Annotated in this window: 18 protein-coding genes and 1 tRNA gene; 7 read left to right on the top strand and 12 right to left on the bottom strand. The window is 58.3% G+C overall.

All coding sequences use genetic code 11. The features are described from left to right. Nucleotides 1-5: 5 nt before the first annotated feature. The 6 genes from ACR3E7_RS21820 to ACR3E7_RS21795 form a co-directional block, all read right to left on the bottom strand. Nucleotides 6-1136 carry a murein hydrolase activator EnvC family protein gene (locus ACR3E7_RS21820; protein WP_170789847.1) on the bottom strand — a complete coding sequence of 377 codons (1131 nt, stop codon included), beginning with the start codon at nt 1134-1136 and terminating at the stop codon, nt 6-8. Next, a complete protein-coding gene (gene gpmI, locus ACR3E7_RS21815; RefSeq protein WP_480505867.1) occupies nt 1133-2650 on the bottom strand; it encodes a 2,3-bisphosphoglycerate-independent phosphoglycerate mutase in 1518 nt (505 codons plus the stop codon). Before gpmI ends, ACR3E7_RS21820 begins: the two co-directional genes overlap by 4 nt. 89 nt (nt 2651-2739) lie before the next feature. Further along, nucleotides 2740-4413, bottom strand: a complete 1674-nt coding sequence (locus ACR3E7_RS21810) for a sulfatase-like hydrolase/transferase (protein ID WP_480505865.1) — start codon at nt 4411-4413, stop codon at nt 2740-2742. 65 nt (nt 4414-4478) lie between these two features. Next, entirely contained in the window at nt 4479-4721 is a 243-nt protein-coding gene (nqrM, locus tag ACR3E7_RS21805) for a (Na+)-NQR maturation NqrM (protein WP_170356551.1), read from the bottom strand. 12 nt (nt 4722-4733) lie between these two features. Next, nucleotides 4734-5759, bottom strand: coding sequence for an FAD:protein FMN transferase (locus ACR3E7_RS21800; RefSeq protein WP_480505863.1), 1026 nt, complete (start codon nt 5757-5759; stop codon nt 4734-4736). A 66-nt stretch (nt 5760-5825) separates the two neighbouring features. Then, on the bottom strand, nt 5826-6011 hold the full coding sequence (locus tag ACR3E7_RS21795) for a hypothetical protein (RefSeq protein ID WP_170773143.1): 186 nt from the start codon (nt 6009-6011) through the stop codon (nt 5826-5828). A gap of 110 nt (nt 6012-6121) precedes the next feature. Here ACR3E7_RS21795 and ACR3E7_RS21790 point away from each other — a divergent pair, with 110 nt between their 5' ends. The 3 genes from ACR3E7_RS21790 to tviB all read left to right on the top strand — a co-directional run bounded on the left by ACR3E7_RS21790 (nt 6122) and on the right by tviB (nt 9035). Beyond that, nucleotides 6122-6646: a CBS domain-containing protein gene (locus ACR3E7_RS21790; protein ID WP_170773146.1), complete on the top strand. Its 525-nt coding sequence runs from the start codon at nt 6122-6124 to the stop codon at nt 6644-6646. An 86-nt stretch (nt 6647-6732) separates the two neighbouring features. After that, nucleotides 6733-7746, top strand: coding sequence for a GDP-mannose 4,6-dehydratase (locus tag ACR3E7_RS21785; protein ID WP_480505861.1), 1014 nt, complete (start codon nt 6733-6735; stop codon nt 7744-7746). 5 nt (nt 7747-7751) lie between these two features. Then, the gene (gene tviB, locus ACR3E7_RS21780) at nt 7752-9035 is read left to right on the top strand and encodes a Vi polysaccharide biosynthesis UDP-N-acetylglucosamine C-6 dehydrogenase TviB (RefSeq protein WP_480505859.1); all 1284 of its coding nucleotides are present in this window, start codon (nt 7752-7754) and stop codon (nt 9033-9035) included. A gap of 37 nt (nt 9036-9072) precedes the next feature. Here the strand turns inward: tviB and nqrF are convergent, their stop codons facing one another. Genes nqrF through ACR3E7_RS21750 form a run of 6 tightly spaced genes read right to left on the bottom strand, consistent with a single transcriptional unit; the run spans nt 9073 to nt 14933 of the window. Continuing rightward, nucleotides 9073-10296 (bottom strand): NADH:ubiquinone reductase (Na(+)-transporting) subunit F, encoded by a 1224-nt coding sequence (nqrF, locus tag ACR3E7_RS21775; protein ID WP_170789852.1) that lies wholly within the window; start codon nt 10294-10296, stop codon nt 9073-9075. A 10-nt stretch (nt 10297-10306) separates the two neighbouring features. Beyond that, complete coding sequence (gene nqrE / locus ACR3E7_RS21770; protein WP_050603817.1) at nt 10307-10915, bottom strand: NADH:ubiquinone reductase (Na(+)-transporting) subunit E; 609 nt, start codon at nt 10913-10915, stop codon at nt 10307-10309. Further along, on the bottom strand, nt 10915-11568 hold the full coding sequence (locus tag ACR3E7_RS21765) for an NADH:ubiquinone reductase (Na(+)-transporting) subunit D (protein WP_117873115.1): 654 nt from the start codon (nt 11566-11568) through the stop codon (nt 10915-10917). Before ACR3E7_RS21765 ends, nqrE begins: the two co-directional genes overlap by 1 nt. Beyond that, nucleotides 11568-12383: a Na(+)-translocating NADH-quinone reductase subunit C gene (locus ACR3E7_RS21760; protein ID WP_170789853.1), complete on the bottom strand. Its 816-nt coding sequence runs from the start codon at nt 12381-12383 to the stop codon at nt 11568-11570. Before ACR3E7_RS21760 ends, ACR3E7_RS21765 begins: the two co-directional genes overlap by 1 nt. Next, a complete protein-coding gene (locus ACR3E7_RS21755) occupies nt 12376-13584 on the bottom strand; it encodes an NADH:ubiquinone reductase (Na(+)-transporting) subunit B (RefSeq protein ID WP_480505856.1) in 1209 nt (402 codons plus the stop codon). Before ACR3E7_RS21755 ends, ACR3E7_RS21760 begins: the two co-directional genes overlap by 8 nt. A 5-nt stretch (nt 13585-13589) precedes the next feature. After that, the gene (locus tag ACR3E7_RS21750; protein ID WP_480505854.1) at nt 13590-14933 is read right to left on the bottom strand and encodes a Na(+)-translocating NADH-quinone reductase subunit A; all 1344 of its coding nucleotides are present in this window, start codon (nt 14931-14933) and stop codon (nt 13590-13592) included. Nucleotides 14934-15221: 288 nt separating this feature from the next. Between ACR3E7_RS21750 and ACR3E7_RS21745 the strand changes: the two genes are divergently transcribed. The 4 genes from ACR3E7_RS21745 (at nt 15222) to ACR3E7_RS21730 (ending at nt 18337) form a co-directional block, all read left to right on the top strand. Continuing rightward, on the top strand, nt 15222-16337 hold the full coding sequence (locus ACR3E7_RS21745; RefSeq protein ID WP_480505852.1) for a THUMP domain-containing class I SAM-dependent RNA methyltransferase: 1116 nt from the start codon (nt 15222-15224) through the stop codon (nt 16335-16337). Nucleotides 16338-16425: 88 nt separating this feature from the next. Then, nucleotides 16426-16502: transfer RNA gene (locus ACR3E7_RS21740), tRNA-Pro, on the top strand. Nucleotides 16503-16747: 245 nt separating this feature from the next. Then, the gene (locus ACR3E7_RS21735; protein WP_480505850.1) at nt 16748-17176 is read left to right on the top strand and encodes a hypothetical protein; all 429 of its coding nucleotides are present in this window, start codon (nt 16748-16750) and stop codon (nt 17174-17176) included. Nucleotides 17177-17211: 35 nt separating this feature from the next. Beyond that, nucleotides 17212-18337, top strand: a protein-coding gene (locus ACR3E7_RS21730) for an IS3 family transposase (RefSeq protein WP_480719546.1) whose coding sequence is annotated in 2 segments (ribosomal slippage) — nt 17212-17477 and nt 17476-18337 — 1128 coding nt in all. Because the reading frame shifts where the segments join, the coding sequence is not laid out codon by codon here. Nucleotides 18338-19817 lie beyond the last annotated feature (1480 nt).

Genomic DNA, 19817 nt, shown 5'->3' with positions numbered 1-19817 from the left:
CTCGGTTATCCATCCTTGTCGGTCCGAAACCACGATTCCGGGTCCACGGGGCTGTTTTCTTGTCTTACCTCTATATAGAGCGTTTCTGAGCGGTCAGTTCCAGTGCCATCACTGCTTGTTGACAAAATAGCGCCGATTTCCGGCGTTTCACCTGGCATCAACCCAACGGGTGAGCCTTGCGGGATCACCTGACCCGTCTCTCCATACACCTCTTGTAAGCCGGAAAAGACGAACAAAAGACCCGGTTGCGGCTCCAATATCACTAGATTGCCCAAATCCAGCAGCGGCCCGCGATAGCGGATCGTCGCGGCCGTGGGCGATGTAACAATCGCGCGGGGCCGGGTGCCCATCACAATGCCGGGGCGGGTCACGCCTGCGGCATCGGTCTCGCCCGCGCGATGCAGGATGATCCCCTGCGTCGGCAGGTCAATCTGACCCTTGCGGTCGGATACATCGGCATTGGTGGCGGCAATCTCACCCTCGGAAATCTCGGACAGACCGCTTGCGAAGCCTTCCAAAGTCTCGGTCGAGGAAATTAGGATGGCGGTGCGAATTGGGTCTTCGACAAAGCGGCGCGGCAGGTCTGTACGGTCGGCAATCGCGGCGCTTAGTTGGGTTCGGGCGGTTTGCACACCCACCAGACCTTCGGTCAGGGTTTCGGTCGCACTTTGCTGCAATTGGCGCAGCGTCTGAACCTCTCGCAGATCACTGGCCAGCGCCTGAGCGCGGGCATTCAGGCCCGGCGTGACCTCGGACAACATCATGCCCGCCCTCGCGGACCCCAACGGGCCCGAAGGGTGCAGCATCAAAACCGGCGGCGCTGTGGTCTCGATCGTTTGCAACACACCCAACAGTTGCGCCACATCCTTTTCCCGCGCGTGCAGTTCGGCGGTCAGCTGCGCCTCGCGCGTAGCGGCCTTGCGCAAGCCTTCGCGCATCGCCGTCAACCCGGCCTCATAAGCCTGCACCGTGGTGGTCAACGCCCGCACCCGATCCCGCGCGCTGTCGGCTTCGGTCAGCGCGATCGAGGCCGCCTCGAGCTGGCGTGCCGCGTTCAGCGCCGCAGTGGACGGGTCCGTCTGCGCGTAAAGCGGGGCTGCCAGAAGGGCTGCGAGCAGAACAGGAAGCGCCCTCATGACAGCAAGCTGCGCCCGGTCATTTCCTGAGGCTGCTCCAGTCCCATCAGGTCCAACAGTGTCGGTGCCAGATCCGACAGCCGCCCCTCGCGCAGCGTAGCGCCCTCGGGTCCGCCGACCAAAGCCACGGGCACCGGGTTCAGCGTATGCGCTGTATGCGGCCCACCGGTTTCAGGGTCGACCATCACCTCGCAGTTGCCGTGATCCGCCGTCACGATCATCGCGCCCCCTGCTTTGGTCAGCGCAGAAACGACCTGTGCCAAGCCCTGATCCACCGCCTCGCACGCCTTGATGGCTGCTTGAAGGTCGCCGGTATGGCCGACCATATCGGGGTTGGCATAGTTGGTGACGATCAGGTCATAGCCCTCTTCAATCGCCTCAACGAATTTGGCCGTCACCTCGGCCGACGACATCTCGGGCTGCAAATCATAGGTCGCTACTTTTGGCGATTTGGGCATATAGCGGTCTTCGCCCACCTCGGGGGTTTCCTTGCCACCGTTGAGGAAGAAGGTGACATGGGGGTATTTCTCGGTCTCGGCCAAACGGAACTGACGCAGACCTTGTTTGGCCACCCATTCACCGAGGGTGTTCACGATGTCTCGCTTGGGGAATACAGTGGTCATATAGGCGTTGTGGCCGTCTGAGTATTCCACCATTCCCAGCAAAGCCGACAGATGCGGACGCGGCCCGGTGTCGAAATCGGCAAAACCCGGCTCGCCAATCGCGCGCAGGATTTCGCGGGCGCGGTCGGCGCGGAAGTTCAGACAGAAGAACCCGTCGCCATCCGTCACCCCATCGAAACCGCCCAGCACCGTGGGCACGATGAATTCATCGGTTTCCGACTGGTTGTAAGCGTGGTCGATGGCCCCATGCGCCGTGCTAGCCGCCCGCCCCTGCCCGTTGATCATGGCAGCATAGGCCTGACTGACCCTTTCCCACCGATTGTCGCGGTCCATGGCATAGTAGCGCCCGCTAACAGTGACGATCTGCGCGCCGTCAGGTAGTCGCTCTTCCAGTTCAGCAACAAAGGGCGCGGCTGATTTCGGGGCCACGTCCCGCCCATCCGTCACCGCGTGCAACGCCACCGATACGCCCGCATCCGTGATCGCCTTGGCCGACGCCACGATGTGGTTCAGGTGACCATGCACGCCGCCATCCGAAACCAGACCCATCAGATGCGCCGTGCCGCCCGCCGCCTTCACCTTCGCGATGAAAGCCTGCAACGCCTGATTTTCGAAAAATGACCCATCCTCGATCGCCAGATCAATCTGGCCTAGATCCATCGCCACCACGCGGCCTGCGCCAATATTGGTATGGCCAACCTCAGAATTGCCCATCTGTCCGCTGGGCAGACCCACGTCAGGGCCGTGTGTGATCAGCTGCGCGTGCGGCCCCTGCGCCATAATCGCGTCAAATATCGGAGTCTGCGCCAGATAGGGCGCGTTGGCCTTGGTGTCCTCGGACAGACCCCAACCATCAAGAATGCACAGGACGACAGGTTTGGGGGCGGTCATTCGGACTCTCCGGGATTGCTGCTCTTGCCTGACCTTTTACCCCTTGGCCGACGCCGGGTGAACCGCCTTTTGGCGCAGACGCGGTGAATTTAATCCTTGCCAACAATCTCCCGATACGGGCGCGTTTTGCGGCCTCGGTATTTCACCGTCAACTCCAACGGCATGTCGTTTTCATCATAGATGCCAACAACAACCCCCCGGCCCCGGCTTTTGGTCCGCATCTCGATCAGTTGCGCCTCGGACCGCGTGGTGCGCTGAGACTGCCTACGGGTCCACGAAAACAGATGCTCATACATCTGCGCGATGATGTCGGCGTGGTCGGCGCTGTCGCCCAGATCGGTCAATTCCTGCGGATCGTTTTCCAGATCAAACAGCAAAGGACGATGGCCACCCTCGCAATGGATCAGCTTCCACTTCCTGTCGGCGACCATGAACATCACCGCATCGCGGACCGAGGCATTCAGTTTCTCCGCCAGCGGTGAGGCCGAATAATCATATTCGCAAATCACCACATCTCGCGGAGTTTCCGCCTGCGTCCCATGCAGGATCGGCAACAGGGAATGCCCTTCAAGAATATGTGAGGCATCTGCGCCGCCCGCCACATCAAGAAAGGTCGGGGCAAGATCAATGGATTCCACCAGCGCATCAGAGGCCGTGCCGCGCGTGGCGTCAGCGGCGGACGATGGATCATAGATGATCAGCGGCACTTTGGTCGAAGCGTCGTGGAAGAACGTCTTCTCCCCCATCCAGTGATCGCCCAGAAAATCGCCGTGATCCGAGGTCAGCACGATCATCGTGTCCTCCATCCGGCCGGTTTTTTCCATCCAGTCGAACAGGTGGCCCATCTGGTCATCCGCCTGTTTGATCAAACCCATATAGGCGGGGATCACCGCCTTGCGCACATCCTGCCGCGAGAATGTCTGGCCGATCTTTGTATCCATGAAAGCGCGCAGAACGGGATGCGCGTTGTCACGCTCAGCCTCGGACCGGTTTACCGGCAGCACGTCATCGGGGCCGTACATCGAGGCATAGGGCTCGGGCACGATATAAGGCCAATGGGGCTTGATGAAGCTCAGATGGCAACACCAGGGGCCGTCATGAGTATCCATGAACTCGATCCCGCGCCCGGTCAGGTATGGGGTTTCGCTGTCTTCCTCGGCGATATTTGCCGCCTCGGTCGAATGCTTCAGGAACCAGCCAGACAGTACGTTGCCATCTGCGTCCAGACCAGAATTGGCAAAATCGTGCCACGGGTTGTCACTCTCATACCCTTTGGCAGTGAGGTACTTGTTGTACTCTTTCGCGCCGTCCGGATCGTAATAACCATCCGGCCCCTCGGGCAGCATCCCGTCATCGCGTTCGAATACGTCAAAACCGCATTCGGCCACACGGGCCCCAATCAGGCTGTCAGGCTCCAGACCCAGCCGGGCCATCCCTTCGGCATCCGCGCGCATATGAGTTTTGCCGACCAGCCAGCACTCCATTCCGGCCCTGCGCAGGTGATCGCCCATCGTCATCTCCCCAACCTTCAGCGGGATGCCGTTCCAGGATGCGCCGTGCGAATGCACATAGCGCCCCGTATAGGTCGACATGCGAGAGCTGCCGCAAATGGGTGATTGGATATAAGCCCTGTCAAATCGCACACCCCTCGCCGCCAACCGGTCGATATTCGGAGTATGCAGATGCGGATGGCCGTAGCAGCTCAGGTAATCCCAGCGCAGCTGGTCGAACATGATGAACAGGATGTTTTTGGCTTTTGCCACGGATACGCCCCTTTGATCGTCCGGGGCTTAGGCTAACCAATTCGGCGTCAGCGGCGAAGCGGAATTTACACCTGCGCTTCGCGTTCCATCTGTTCCAGCATCTTCTTGGCGCGCTTGCACTGCAACTGATCACGCAGCGGGCTGTTCGGGTCGACATCTTTCTGACAGACCACGCATTTATCCGCACCCGAGATCGCGTTCAGACCGCCACAGCTGCCCTTGATGGTCTTGCCCATCAGCATCACGCCCAACGACATGCCCACCATCACAAGAGCCAGCAGTATGAAAGCCAGAATAAAGGTGCTCATGATCCGTATCCGTCAGTTGCTGCCCAAGGCGTCTTTGAACGCGCTGCTATGAACCGTGATATAGGCATCTTCGCCCCCTGTCACATCCCGCGAGATGAAATACACGGCAAGTTTATGCTTTTCGGCCAGTTCCAGCCCTTTTTCCTGCCCCAGCGCCAACATGGCCGTGGCCCAGGCATCGGCCATCATCGCGTTTTCCGCCAGCACCGTGACCGAGGTGGTCCGATGCGTGATCGGGCGGCCTGTCACCGGGTCGATAATATGCGAATAGCGCACGCCGTCCTGTTCGAAGAAGTTCTTGTAATCGCCCGAGGTCGCCATCCCCAGATCGTCAAGCTGAACGATCAACTGAATGGCCTGCACGCCAGTTTCAGGTTTTTCGATCCCGATCCGCCATGCCTCACCCTTGTCATTCTGACCCATAGTGACCAGATCGCCGCCGATCTCGACCATGTAGTTCTCAATCCCAGCTTCGCGCAGCGTTTCGGCCACCGCATCAATGCCATAGCCTTTGGCGATGGCCGACAAGTTGATGCCTACATCCGCATCCGATTTGGCCAACGTCCCGGCCTCGCGGTCCAGCGTCAACAGGCGGGACTGACCGACGCTGTCCAGCGCGGCCTGAATTTCGGCATCCGATGGCACAGGATCTTCGGGTTTGCGCGGGCCAAAGCCCCACAGCTCAATCAGCGGGCCAAGGGTGACGTCAAACGTGCCGCCCGTTTTCTCGTGCACGTCATTTGCCGCATCAATCACCAACGCAAATTCGTCAGATACTGCCACGGCATCGGTGCTGTCCGACGCAGAAAAGGTGGACACCTCGGAATTCGGATCCCAGTTGGACATCTTGGCGTTGACCTCGGCCAGAGTCTGATCGACTGCACCTGCCAGCGCCTCTTCGTCAAGGTCCACGCCGATGGCGGTGATGTTGAAGGTCGTCCCCATGGTTTCGCCAGACAGGCGCACGACCTCTGGTTCTTTGTCGAACAAACAGCCAGACACCAGCGCGGCAACAGCCAAAACGGGGACAAGACGCATCACAGCACCCTCTTAGGAAAACGTGCCCGGCATATGCCAGCGCCCCGGATCAGAGTCAAACCTGCGTCAGAGTTTCAGCGGCATGAAGCCCAAAACCAGCAGACCAATTCCGGCAGGCACCCCAAACAGCCACGCCTTTTTCTGCCACCCCGGCGCTTGTTGTTTCCATGCCATGCGAAAATTGTGCCCGCATACAACCACGGCGAAAAAGATCAGCGCTGCAACAGGCGGGGTCAGAGAAAGGTCGGACAAAAGTTCGGATATCCTTGGTTTTCGGCAGTTTTCCCCGGAACGGGCAATTGCACCCTATACAGGTCGTTTGGCTGCGCTAAGGTAAATAACAAAGCAGAAGGAGATTGCCCATGGCCCCAAGCTCTTACCAGCCACCGACCCGCGGCGACAAGGCCGAGACCAGCACGCGCAGCCAGTCGGTCGACTCGAACCTGTCACACTCGCAGACGACCGTGGCGAAACTGCTTGAGGGCAAGGGAAATGCGGTGTTCTCGGTGCGTCCAAACGACACGATTCACTCGGTGGTGAACACGCTGAAGGAAAAGAAAATCGGGGCGGTTCTGGTGACAGATCAAAACGGCGCACTGCAGGGCATTCTGTCGGAACGCGATATCGTGCGCCGCATGGCCGACACCCCCGGTCAGACGCTTCCCCAATCGGTCGAGGACCTGATGACGCGTGAGGTCAAAACCTGCGCACCTGATGACCCGCTGAACGACGTTCTGAAAACCATGACCGAGGGGCGGTTCCGCCATATGCCGGTTCTCGCCGACGGCGCCCTGCGCGGCGTGATCACCATTGGCGACGTCGTGCATTTCCGCCTGAAAGAGCTGGAATACGAAGCCCTTCGCATGAAACAGATGATCGTCGGTTGACGCTACAAAGTGCGAAAACCGCTTGACCTCGGGCCGGTGACAGTATCCCTGATGCAGCATCAAACGGCGATGAAACAGAGGGTTGCATGAAACGGGTTCTTGTCACCGGAACGGCCGGGTTCATCGGGTTCCATCTGGCCAAGCTTTTGCTGGCCGAAGGCTTTCGTTTGCACGGCTATGACGGGATGACCGACTATTACGACGTCACCCTCAAGCAGCGCCGCCACCAGATGTTGCTGCAAAACCCGGGCTTTTCCGCAACCGAGGACTTGCTGGAAAATCACGACCGCCTGAAACAGATCGCCGATGACTTCAAGCCCGAGGTCATCGTTCACCTCGCCGCACAAGCCGGGGTGCGTTACAGCCTGGAAGACCCGCGCAGCTATATCAACTCAAACGTCGTGGGCACATTCAATGTCATGGAGATTGCCCGAGAACATGAAGTTGCGCATCTGCTGATGGCATCGACCTCATCCGTTTACGGTGCGAACGAAGAGATGCCGTTTACCGAGGTCGAAAAGGCCGACACCCCTCTGACGATCTACGCAGCCACGAAGAAAGCAAATGAGGCGATGGGCCATTCCTACGCTCATCTGTGGAACCTGCCGACGACGATGTTCCGCTTTTTCACTGTTTACGGCAGTTGGGGGCGTCCCGATCTGGCGCTCTACAAATTTGTGGACGCCATTCTGGATGACCGACCGATCGACATCTACAACCACGGCGACATGTACCGCGACTTCACCTATGTCGAGGATCTGGTGCGGGGTATCCGCCTGCTGATCGACGTGCCGCCCGTGCGCCCGGACAGCGCGGATCAGATTGCCGAGGGCGACAGCCTATCTCCGGCAGCGCCGTGGCGGGTGGTGAATATCGGCAATGGAGACAAGGTGCGGCTGATGGACTTCATCGAGGCCATTGAGGATGCCTTGGGCAAAAAGGCTATCCGAAACTACATGCCTATGCAGATGGGCGATGTGCCTGCGACATGGGCCGATAATGACCTGCTGCAATCCCTGACAGGGTACCGCCCGCAAACCGATTTCAAAGAGGGCATTGCCCGGTTCGTCGCGTGGTTCCGCGACTATCATGGTAAATGACGGCGATGTTTGAAACAGACCCCAACGCCCGCAAGATCGCTGTGATCGGACTGGGCTATGTCGGCCTGCCGCTGGCCGTGGCCTTCGGCAAAATCGGCCCTGTGACCGGCTTTGACATCAACACAGCCCGGATAACCGCCCTGCGCGCCGGTCAGGACGCAACCCATGAGGTCGAGCCAGAGGACCTGCGCGCCGCAACCGGCCTGTCCTTCACCACCGATGCGGCAGAAATCGCGGAATGTGACACCTATATCGTCACCGTCCCCACCCCGATCACAGCGGGCAAGCAGCCTGACTTAACACCTTTGCTCAGCGCGTCTGAAACCGTTGGACGCGTGCTGAAACCCGGCGATCTTGTGGTCTACGAATCCACCGTCTACCCCGGCGCGACCGAGGAAGACTGTGTGCCAGTGTTGGAACGCGCCTCGGGCCTAGTGTTCAACCACGATTTCTTTGCAGGCTACAGCCCCGAGCGGATCAACCCCGGTGACAAGACGCATCGGATCGCGGATATCTGCAAGGTTACGTCCGGCTCGACGCCCGAGGTGGCCGATCTGGTGGATGCGCTTTACGCGCGGATCATCACGGTAGGCACCCACAAGGCGGAAAGCATCCGTGTGGCCGAGGCCGCAAAGGTGATCGAGAACACCCAACGCGACCTGAATATCGCATTGGTGAACGAGCTGGCGATGATCTTTGGACGGATGGATATCGACACCGATGCAGTTCTGCGCGCCGCGGGGACCAAGTGGAACTTTCTACCCTTCCGCCCCGGTCTGGTGGGCGGGCATTGCATCGGCGTAGACCCCTATTACCTGACCCACAAGGCCGAAGCTGTGGGCCATCACCCGCAGATCATTCTGGCCGGGCGTCGGTTGAATGACAGTATGGGCGGCTATGTGGTTTCGCAACTGGTCAAGCGGATGATGCGCGACGGGATCAATGTAGCCGCCGCCCGCGTGCTGGTGATGGGTCTGACCTTCAAGGAAAACTGCCCCGACCTGCGCAACACGCGCGTTGTCGATATCATTGACGAGTTGCAAGACTATGGCGTCACAGTCGATGTCCACGACCCCCATGCGGATGCAGTTGCCGCGCAGAAGGAATACGGGATTTCATTGACTTCGCAGCCTGAAACCGGTGCCTATGACGGTATCGTTCTGGCAGTTGCGCATCAGGAATTTCTGGCGCTCGCCCCAGCCGAGATACGCGCCTTTGGCAAGGATCAAAGCGTGTTGTTCGACGTCAAATCCTGTCTGCCGCCAGAGGCCAGCGACCTCCGGTTGTAAAAAAAACCGGCGCTGTGCTGCGCCGGTTTATCCTGTCTTATCCGCCGAAATCGTCCAGCATGATGTCTTCGCGGTCCACGCCCAAGTCCAGCAGCATGTTGATGACCGACTGGTTCATGATCGGCGGTCCACACATGTAGAACTCGCAATCCTCGGGCGCGGGGTGGTTCTTGAGGTATTCTTCGAACAGAACGTTGTGGATGAAGCCGGTATAGCCTTTCCAATCGTCCTCGGGCTGCGCATCCGACAGGGCGACATGCCATTCGAAATTGTCGAACTCTTCGGCCAGTTGGTCGAAATCCTCGACAAAGAACATCTCTTTCTTCGACCGCGCGCCGTACCAGAAGCTGATCTTGCGATCGCGGTTTTCCAGACGCTTGAGCTGATCGAAGATGTGGCTGCGCATAGGGGCCATGCCCGCACCACCACCGATAAAGACCATCTCTTTCTGCGTGTCGCGGGCAAAAAACTCACCAAACGGACCCGAAATCGTGACTTTGTCACCCGGTTTCAGGTTGAAGATATACGACGACATCTGACCCGGGGGGATACCATCCGAACCCGGAGGCGGCGAAGCCACTCGGACGTTCAGCATGATCATGCCTTTTTCGTCCGGATAGTTGGCCATGGAATAAGCCCGCTCAATCGGTTCGGCCACGACGGATTCGTATTGCCACAGATTGAACTTGTCCCAATCTTCGCGATATTCCTCTTCCACGTCGAAATCGGTATATTTCAACGCGTGCGCGGGGGCCTCGATCTGGATATAGCCACCGGCGCGGAAGTTCACGTCCTCGCCTTCAGGCAGGTCCAGGGTCAGGGCCTTGATGAAGGTCGCCACGTTTTCATTCGAGCGAACGGTGCATTCCCATTTCTTGACGCCAAAGACCTCTTCGGGGACTTCGATGTCCATGTCCTGCTTGACAGCGACCTGACAGGACAGACGGTCACCGCACGAAGCCTCACGCTTGGTGATATGGCTTTCCTCGGTTGGCAGGATCGAGCCACCGCCCGAATGCACCCGCACCCGGCATTGCGCACAGGTGCCACCGCCGCCACAAGCGGAGGGGACGAACAGCTTCTCGGCCGCCAGCGTTTGCAGCAGTTTGCCACCTGCTGGGACCGAGATGGTTTTCTCACCGTTGATGGTGATGTTCACGTTCCCGGTCGACACCAGCTTGGACCGCGCAGCCATGATGATGGCCACCAGCCCCAACACGATCAGGGTAAAAAGAACGACGCCTAAGCTAAAAGTTTCCATGCGCCCTTCCTTACAGTTTCACGCCTGAGAAGGACATGAAGGCCATCGCCATCAGACCCGCGGTGATGAAGGTGATCCCAAGCCCTTGCAGGCCGTCGGGGATATCCGAATATTTCAGCTTTTCGCGCACACCCGCCATCGCAGTGATCGCCAAAGCCCAGCCAAAACCGGAAGACAGACCATAAGTCGCGGCCTCGGCAAAGTTATAGTCGCGCTCCACCATGAACAGCGAACCACCCAGAATGGCGCAGTTCACCGTGATCAGCGGCAGGAAGATCCCCAGCGCGTTGTAGAGCGGCGGGAAATACTTATCCAAAACCATCTCAAGGATCTGAACCATCGCCGCGATCACACCGATATACGAGATCAGGCCAAGGAAAGTCAGGTCCACATCCGGGAACCCGGCCCAGGCCAATGCGCCGGGCTTCAGCAGGTAGTTCAGCAACAGGTTGTTGGCCGGCACGGTGATGGCCTGCACCACCATGACCGAGATACCCAGACCCAGCGCGGTCGAAATCTTCTTGGACACGGCGATGAAGGTACACATGCCAAGAAAGAAGCTGAGCGCAAGGTTTTCGACAAAGATGGCCTTTACGGCCAGTGAAATTAGACCTTCCATCAGTGGGCCTCTACCTGCTGAATTTTGTATTCACGCTCTTCCACCTGGTTCGGCTTCCATGTGCGGAAGGCCCAGATGATCAGACCGATGATGAAGAATGCCGACGGCGGCAGCAGCAGCATGCCGTTGGGCACGTACCAGCCACCGTTGTTGACGGTCTCCAGAATGGTGATACCGAACAGCGACCCGGCACCGAACAGTTCGCGGATGAAACCCACCAACAGCAGGATCAGGCCATAGCCCATACCGTTGCCCATGCCGTCGATGAACGACGCGACGGGCGGGTTCTTCATCGCAAACGCCTCAGCCCGGCCCATCACGATACAGTTGGTGATGATCAGGCCGACAAAAACCGACAGGGTTTTCGAGATCTCAAACGCATAGGCCTTAAGGATCTGGTCCACCAGGATCACCAGCGAGGCGATGATCACCATCTGCACGATGATCCGGATCGAGCCGGGTATCTGGTTGCGCAGGCACGAGATAAAGAAGGACGAGAACGAGGTCACGAAGATCACCGCCAGCGCCATCACCATCGAGACCTGCAGTGACGAGGTCACCGCCAGCGCCGAACAGATGCCCAGCACCTGCAGAGTGATCGGGTTATTGTCGACAAGCGGGTCGACCAGCATCTCTTTCTTAGTCTGAGACATCAGAATTCTCCTGCTTGCAGTTTGGCCAGAAACGGAGCGTAACCCGCATCTCCCATCCAGAACCGTACAAGGTTATCGACACCTACCGAGGTCAGCGTCGCCCCGGCCAGCGCATCGACGTAAAAGTCCGGGCCAGCGGCGGGCTGCGATTTGGCGACGGTGATCTGAAGCTCACCCGCGTCATCACGCAGACGTTTTCCATTCCACAGTGCCTTCCAGCGTGGGTTGTCCACCTCGGCCCCAAGGCCCGGCGTCTCACCATGCTGATAGAATTGCAGGCCGAAGATATCGTTGCCGTTGTTCTCCAGTGCGATAAAGCCATAGAGCGTGGACCACAGGCCATAGCCATGCAGCGGTAGGATCACCTTGTCCAACTCGCCCGCATCGTCGCGCAACAGGTAGATCACGCGATACTTAGACTGACGCCCAATACCTGCCGGGTCATTGTCCAGCGCAACGCTCAGGTCGGGATCGCTGGCCGCAGCGATGTCATCAAACGTGGCAGCGTCGAACTGATCGTCGACGAAAGCGCCCGTCGACAGTTCAAGTACATGCGGTTCGAACGCAGCGAACGCTTCGGAGACATCGACGCCCGGCTCATAGACACCGGCGACTTGCAGAACGTTGACCTGCTTGTCCTTCAGCGCGTTGGCTTCTTGCACCGGGCGCAGGCTGACCGCTGCGGCGGATACGACCATCGAGGCCACAAGGCAGACAGCGACCGCGACGACTATCGTTTTACCGACAGAATCCGGCGAGGCGGCCAGAAATTTTGCAATCGCGCCCTTTGGTTCTTGGGACTGCGTATCAGACATGGCGACGCGCCCTCCGTTTGATGTTGGCTTGCACGACGAAATAGTCGATCAGCGGCGCAAAGACGTTTCCGAAGAGGATAGCCAGCATCATGCCTTCGGGGAAAGCAGGGTTAATGACGCGGATCATCACAACCATGACACCGATCAACGCACCGTAGATATAGCGGCCCATGTTAGTGTGGCTGGCGGAAACCGGCTCGGTGACCATGAAAGCCAGACCAAAGGCGTAGCCGCCCAGAACGATGTGCCAGTACCAAGGCATCGCAAACATCGGGTTGGTGTCCGACCCGATCAGGTTCAGCAACAGGCTAAAGCCGATGGTCCCCGCCAAACAGCCCAGGATCAGGCGGTAGTTGGCAATTTTCGTTGTCAGCAGGAAGGCCAGGCCGATCATACAGGCCAGGGTCGATGTCTCGCCAAAACTGCCCTGAATGGTGCCGAAGAACGCATTGGCCCAAGTGATACCGTCGGCCGCCAGCGCCTGAACGCCCTCGGCTGCGGTGATCCCCAACGCGGTCGCGCCCGAGAACCCATCCACAGGAGTCCAGACCGAGTCCCCCGACATTTGCGCGGGATAAGCGAAATACAAGAACGCCCGCCCCACCAATGCCGGGTTGAGGAAGTTCTTGCCGGTGCCGCCAAATACTTCTTTGCCGATGACAACGCCAAAGATGATGCCCAAAGCGACCTGCCACAGCGGTGTCGATGCGGGCAGGATCAGCGTGTAGAGCATCGATGTGACAAGGAAGCCCTCGTTCACCTCATGCCCACGCACGGTGGCAAAGATGACCTCGAAAATACCACCCGCAACCAGCGTCGTGATGTAGATCGGCAGGAAATAAAGCAACCCGTGCAACACATTGGCTAACAGGCTGGACGGATCCAGCGAGATACCGAACATCTGCAGCAAAGCAATACGCCAACCGGTCGCGGCATCCGGACCAAGCGTCGCAATGGCCGAGTTCGCCTGATAGCCCGTATTCCACATCCCCCACAGGATACAGGGGATCGTGGCGATCACGACATAGGTCATGATCCGCTTCATATCCACGTAGGACCGCGCATGCGGGGCCACGGTGGTTACGGTTTTCGGAGTGTAGATAAAGCTTTCGACCATCTCGTAGATGGGGAAATACTTCTCGTACTTGCCGCCCTTGGTAAAGTTCGGCTCAATCCGATCGAAGAAGCTGCGCAAACCCATGTGGATCAGCCCTCCTTTTCAATCTTGGTCAGGCAGTCGCGCAGCGCCAGCCCGTATTCATATTTTGCCGGACAGGCAAAGCCCACAAGGCCCAAATCCTCTTCATCCAGCTCCAACGCACCCAACGCCTGCGCCGTGTCCGTGTCCATGACAAGCAATGCGCGCAGCAGTTGCGTTGGCAAATAGTCCTGCGGCATCAGCTCTTCGAACACGCCCGTCGGCACCATCGCACGACGGCCGCCGTTCAGGTTTGAAGTGAACGCATACAGCTTTTTCGCAAAGGCCGAGCCCAACACGGGCTGTACGGCGAATTTCGACGGCATCGGAAGAATCCAACCCATCGTGTGTTGATCGTGATCTTCACGGATGATCGAAACCTGCCGCGCAAAGCGGCCCAGATAAGCGGTCGGGCCTTCAGCCTGTGCACCTGACAGGATCGAACCCGAGATAATCCGGGGCGTCCCGTCCACATCGACCTCGTCACGGGTCAGATCGTCGGTCGATGCGCCCATGACCGTGCGGATCAAGCGCGGCTGACGCGCGCCCGGACCGGTCAGAGCGATCACGATATTGGGGTCCAGATGGCCGGTCTGCATCAGGCGACCAATGGCGATGACGTCCTGATACCCGATGGTCCAGACCTGCTTGTCCCCTGCCAGCGGCTCGAGGAAATGGATATGCGTCCCCGCCAGCCCCGACGGGTGCGGCCCTGCGAATGCGGCGGCTTCAATTCCTGGCACATCGGCGCCCGGTACCGAGTCACCCTCTTTGTGGCACAGATAGGTCTTGCCTTCGGTCAGGTTCGCGACCGCCGCCAGACCCGCAGCGAAAGCATCCCCTGCGTCAGCGATGATCACGGCTGCATCACCCGCCAGAGGCTCACTGTCCATCGCCGTCACGAAAATCGCTGCAGGTGTGGTGCCGGGTGTCGGCATTTTGGAATAGGGCCGCGTTCGGAAGGCCGTCCAAATACCCGCAGCACACAGCTTGGCCGTCACGCCCTCGGCGCTGTCGGCATTCCCGGTGCCCGAGAAATCAACCCCGGTGTCATTGGGGTCTGACACCTCGATCACGACGCTTTGCAGCACGCGCCGAGCACCGCGATTGACTGCGACGACCTTGCCGGTCATTGGCGCTACCATCATCGCATCGGACGCGTCTTTGTGACTAAACAGCGGCGTGCCGCGCTGGACGTCGTCACCCTCTTGTACCAGCATCTTGGGTTTCAGGCCAATATAGTCGCCGCCCAGAACCCCGACGGTCGAAAACTCGGGTCCAGGATGAATCGTCTGATCCGGCGCACCCAGCACCGGCAGCTCGAACCCTTTTTTCAGTTTGAAAGTTTGCATGTCGCTACGGTCTTCCAAGCCTCTTTGTCTGCGCCAACTCTGCCGACGTCCTTTCGGAATCCTGCAATAGCACGGTTTTTCGGGATCTCCGTCGCAAAAGCGCCGAAAACGGTCCAAAATCCGCAGGCATATTTTCGATCATGGACCCTTTACGCGGGGATGGTCATAAACGCAAACCTGTTACCGCTCAAAGCCGCAAGTAATTGTCACATTCCTATCACGTTGCGCAGTTTCGATGCGTGGAAAATGCATGTCGCACCCGGATCGCATCCGGTGTAAGCACCCAAAATGGAACACAGCGACAAATTCGAGATATTTCTGGTGGCTACGCCCGGCCTCGAGGCCCCCTTGCTGGCCGAGACTGTCGAAAACGGATTCGAAAACGCCAGAATCGTACCCGGTGGTGTCAGCCTGCGCGGCGGATGGACCGATGTCTGGCGCGCCAATCTGTGTCTGCGGGGTGCCAACAAGGTCTTGCTGCGCATCGGTAGCTTTCCTGCCGTTCACCTGGCCCAGCTCGACAAACGTGCCCGCAAGTTTCCATGGTCAGATTTTCTGCGCCCCGATGTGCCGGTCAAAGTCGAGGCGACCAGCCGCAAATCCCGTATCTACCATGCAGGCGCCGCAAAGCAGCGGGTCGAGCACGCAATTACCGAAACTCTCGGCGCGCCAATCTCGGGCGGTGCCACCCTGCGGGTCCTGCTACGCATTGAAAAGGATATCTGCACTTTTTCAGTCGATACATCCGGCGAGCCGCTGCACAAACGCGGCCATAAACCGGCAGTTGCCAAAGCCCCCATGCGCGAGACCATGGCCGCCATGTTCCTGCGCGAGTGCGGATACACCGGATCCGAACCGGTCCTGGACCCGATGTGTGGCTCCGGCACCTTCGTCATCGAAGCCGCCGAGATCGCCTTGGGGCTGAACCCCGGTCGCGGCCGCAGCTTTGCCTTCGAAGACCTTGCCGGGTTCGACCCTGCCGCTTGGGGCGATCTACGCGCCAACGGGGATATGTCCGAAACCGATCTTGTTTTCTCGGGCTCCGACCGCAATTCGGGCGCGGTTGAAGCCGCCCAAGCCAATGCGACGCAGGCCGGAGTGAGTGAGGTCACAAAGTTCCAAACCCGCGCCGTCAGCGACATCAAGCCCCCACCCGGCGACGCCGGTCTTGTCATCGTCAACCCGCCCTATGGTGCACGAATCGGTGATGAAAAACGCCTGCGCTCTCTCTACGGGGCGTTGGGCAAGGTGCTTGCCTCTCGATTCAGCGGCTGGCGCGCGGGGATCGTGACCAGCAATGCGGGGCTTGCCCGCGCAACTCGCCTGCCTTTGCTGCCGCCCGGACCGGTGGTTGACCACGGCGGCACCAAAATCCGCCTCTACCGCACGGATGCCTTGCCCTGACACCAATCGCGACAATGAGCGCGGGGTTTGAAACCGCAAAATCCCTCTTGCACATCCAAATTGCCGGGTATAGACCCGCCGCCACGGTCGGAGTGTAGCTCAGCCTGGTAGAGCACTGTCTTCGGGAGGCAGGGGTCGGAGGTTCGAATCCTCTCACTCCGACCAGATCAACTGCTTGATGTGTAACGCATCTTCTGCTGTTGACGAGGTGGCGACGCGTAGTCGCCAGTCTGATCGCTGCACTTCCGCTGCACTCAGCACAATATCTTCTGCACCAAGCGCGTCCCTCATCGCACAAGGAGAGATGCGAGATGGCAACGATCAACAAGCGACCAAGCGGTAAGTGGCAAGCGACAGTTCGACGTGCAGGCCGCAGCGCGAGTAAGACTTTCACGAAACGAGCCGACGCTGTGAAGTGGGCCAGAGATGCCGAGACTAAGGCCGAGCGCTCAGGCGTCTTCGGTCAGCGCAAGTTGGCGGGTGCCGGTGCAGTACCAGGGTTAACTTTGGCCGATGCCCTGCATCAGTTGGCAGGCGAGCAGGCTGGCGAACGGTGGCGGTTGCACGCACTGGCGCGGACGAGGATGGCAAAGTTACGCATCGACGTGCTGACGGCTGATGACATCGTGCAGTGGCGTGACCTGCGTATGCGAGATGCTAGACCATCGACGGTGGTGCGCGAGTTGTCACTGATGCAGACGGCCATCGACAGACAGTTAGGCGACGACGCCAACGCCAGCGCAAACCCGGTACGGCACGTAAAGCGACCGCGCATAGACGCCAGGCGCGAGCGAAGACTGACGGACCGCGAGTGGCCGTGGAATGCCTCATCTGACTAGGTCCACCGTTATGTATAGTGAACGGAGGACAGAGAATGGCAAACAAGCGGCACAAGCCCGAGGAGATAGTTCAGAAGTTACGGCAGGTTGATGTGCTTGTCGGCCAGGGTATGCAGCGCGTGGATGCGATCCGCGAAGTGCGCATTACCGAGCAGACCTATTACCGATGGCGCAAGCAGTATGGCGGTATGGGAACCGACCAACTTAAGGAACTCAAACGGCTCCAGAAAGAGAATGAACGGCTTCGGAAAGCCGTGTCGGATCTGACCCTGGACAAGCTAATCCTTAAGGAAGCAGCCCGGGAAACTTCTGAGCCCCGCCCGCCGGCGTGCCTGCATCGACCTGATCCGAAGTAGGATGAAGGTTTCAGAACGCAGGATCTGCCGGGTGCTGGGGCAGCATCGATCGACGCAAAGGTACTCTCCCCGAGGCCGGGAAAACGAAGACCGGCTTGTCGCGGACATGATTGAACTGGCCCGGCAATACGGCAGCTACGGTTACCGCCGCGTCGCCGTTCTGCTGAGAGATGCGGGCTGGCAGGTCAGCGTCGGCCGTGTTGAGCGGCTATGGAAGCGGGAGGGGCTGAAGGTGCCACGCAAGCAACCAAAGAAGAGCCGTCTCTGGCTGAACGACGGATCATGCATCCGCCTGAAGCCTGAGCACCGCAACCATGTCTGGAGCTACGACTTCGTGCATTGCCGCACTGACGACGGCAAGGCGTTCCGTACCTTGAACATCCTCGATGAGTTCAGCCGGGAATGCCTGTCAATCACAGTGAAGCGGAAGCTAAACTCGACCGACGTGATCGACGCTCTCACCGATCTCTTCATCCTGAGAGGGCCGCCGGCATTTGTGCGCAGCGACAATGGCCCCGAGTTCGTTGCCAAAGACGTCCGAGCATGGATCGAAGCCGTGGGAGCCAGGACGGCCTTCATCGAACCGGGCAGCCCTTGGGAGAACGGCTATGTGGAGAGCTTCAATGCCAGGTTCCGCGATGAACTTCTGAACCGAGAGATCTTCTACTCGCTGAGGGAGGCTCAGATTATCATCGAAGGCTGGCGGAAACACTACAACACTAAGCGGCCCCACAGCGCTCTCGGCTATCGGCCACCAGCTCCTGAAACCATCGTCCAGATGGACCCGAGGCCAGTCATGCACTAACAATCAAGTCGGACCAGTCAAATCAGGCCATCCATCAGCGAGTGCGCACTAGCACATCGCCTTGATTTCAGTTTTTGGTGGAACCGCTGTGATCGAAATCGTCACATGCTGGTCTCGCAGTTTCCTGCGGTCATGGCCTCCGAGCAAAGCCCGGGAGGCGTCTCGCGCTCAGCCCGCGCGGTCAGGGCAACTCGATAGATAGAGATGTCATGACGATCCATGATGATCAATCTTAAGTCAAGTGAAAAAGTATTGTGGGACAATGGCTTACATTTCTTGCTGTGCTGTACAGTTACATGCAAATGGCCCCTTCTTAAATCCAACATATCCGACATCGCCGACATATCCACCAGGCTGCGTGTGCCGTATGACCACAGAAACAACCGCACCAAATTAACTAACTTTGAATTGAAGTTGGACAGGTTGGATATGTCGGATCACTGGTAGTCAAGCATGGCAATCCAACCCTCAGATGGTATCATAAAATCCACTAATAAGGATCCAGCCAGAGCCTACGAAGACGGGAGGGCGAGATGCCGAGATCAGATAATGTCATCGATGAAACGACCAGTAACGCGGCGGATTCACTGAGGCAATCCGGTGCTTCGATCGCTCCTGTCCCAACCCTGACCCAGATGATCCGGTACGACGGCACAATCTTTGCCCACGAATTCTGCCAAATTACGGGTATTAAGCCAAATACACTTCGAATGTCTCGAGCCAGAGGTAAGGGACCGCCTTCGAAGCGTATATCCAACAATAGAGTTGTTCTCTCGCTAAGGGACGCTGCAGCTTGGTTGCAATCAACGGGCCGTTATGGGGCTGCCCTGCATCTAGCGGAGTGGCTGGATCAACAGTGGAGAGAAGCCGAACGTGATCATCGACAAGTCCATTTGCCTCCGGTTCACTGGGCTACGCAACCTCTTGATTGATCCAACGAAGTGTCTGTGTTGTGTTAGTTATACCTCGAGAGAAAGGAGCATATTCTTGATGGCTTAGTGACGCTTGGTGACGGGTAGGGGAGTTTCTTGGCTGGAAGGCTGTCAATGCAATTGTCTCAAATGGCTAACCACTGATCAAAATAGTTGAATATTGGGTTCGACTAATGCGATTCTTGACGGCTCGTATCCTCAACGAAACGGCACTCAAAAAACATGACTGGCGTTACACCGATCAGCATAGTCCAACAATCGGTGGCAATTGTCCAACAGGAACATGTTAAAAATGCGCTTAGAGAAGTCCTCTATCACTCAGCTGTCGATAACCCACTTGGATCCGCCAGATAGCCGTATCAGCAATATTGATGAATAATAGTTCGTGGAAGCGGCTTGTGCCAAATTAGGTGATCTAGATTTGGGATTTCGGCTTGGCCTTGAATTGCCCGTAACGACTACCTTCGACAAATATCCGCACTTCAAAAAAGTATCATTCATTCTATCGACACGAACTTTTATCGGTTGCTCTCAGCGCCAAGATGTGA

This window comes from Ruegeria sp. BK1, assembly GCF_056535645.1.
Note: the sequence above shows the minus strand (reverse complement) of the source record. Positions and strands in the feature narration are given on the sequence as shown.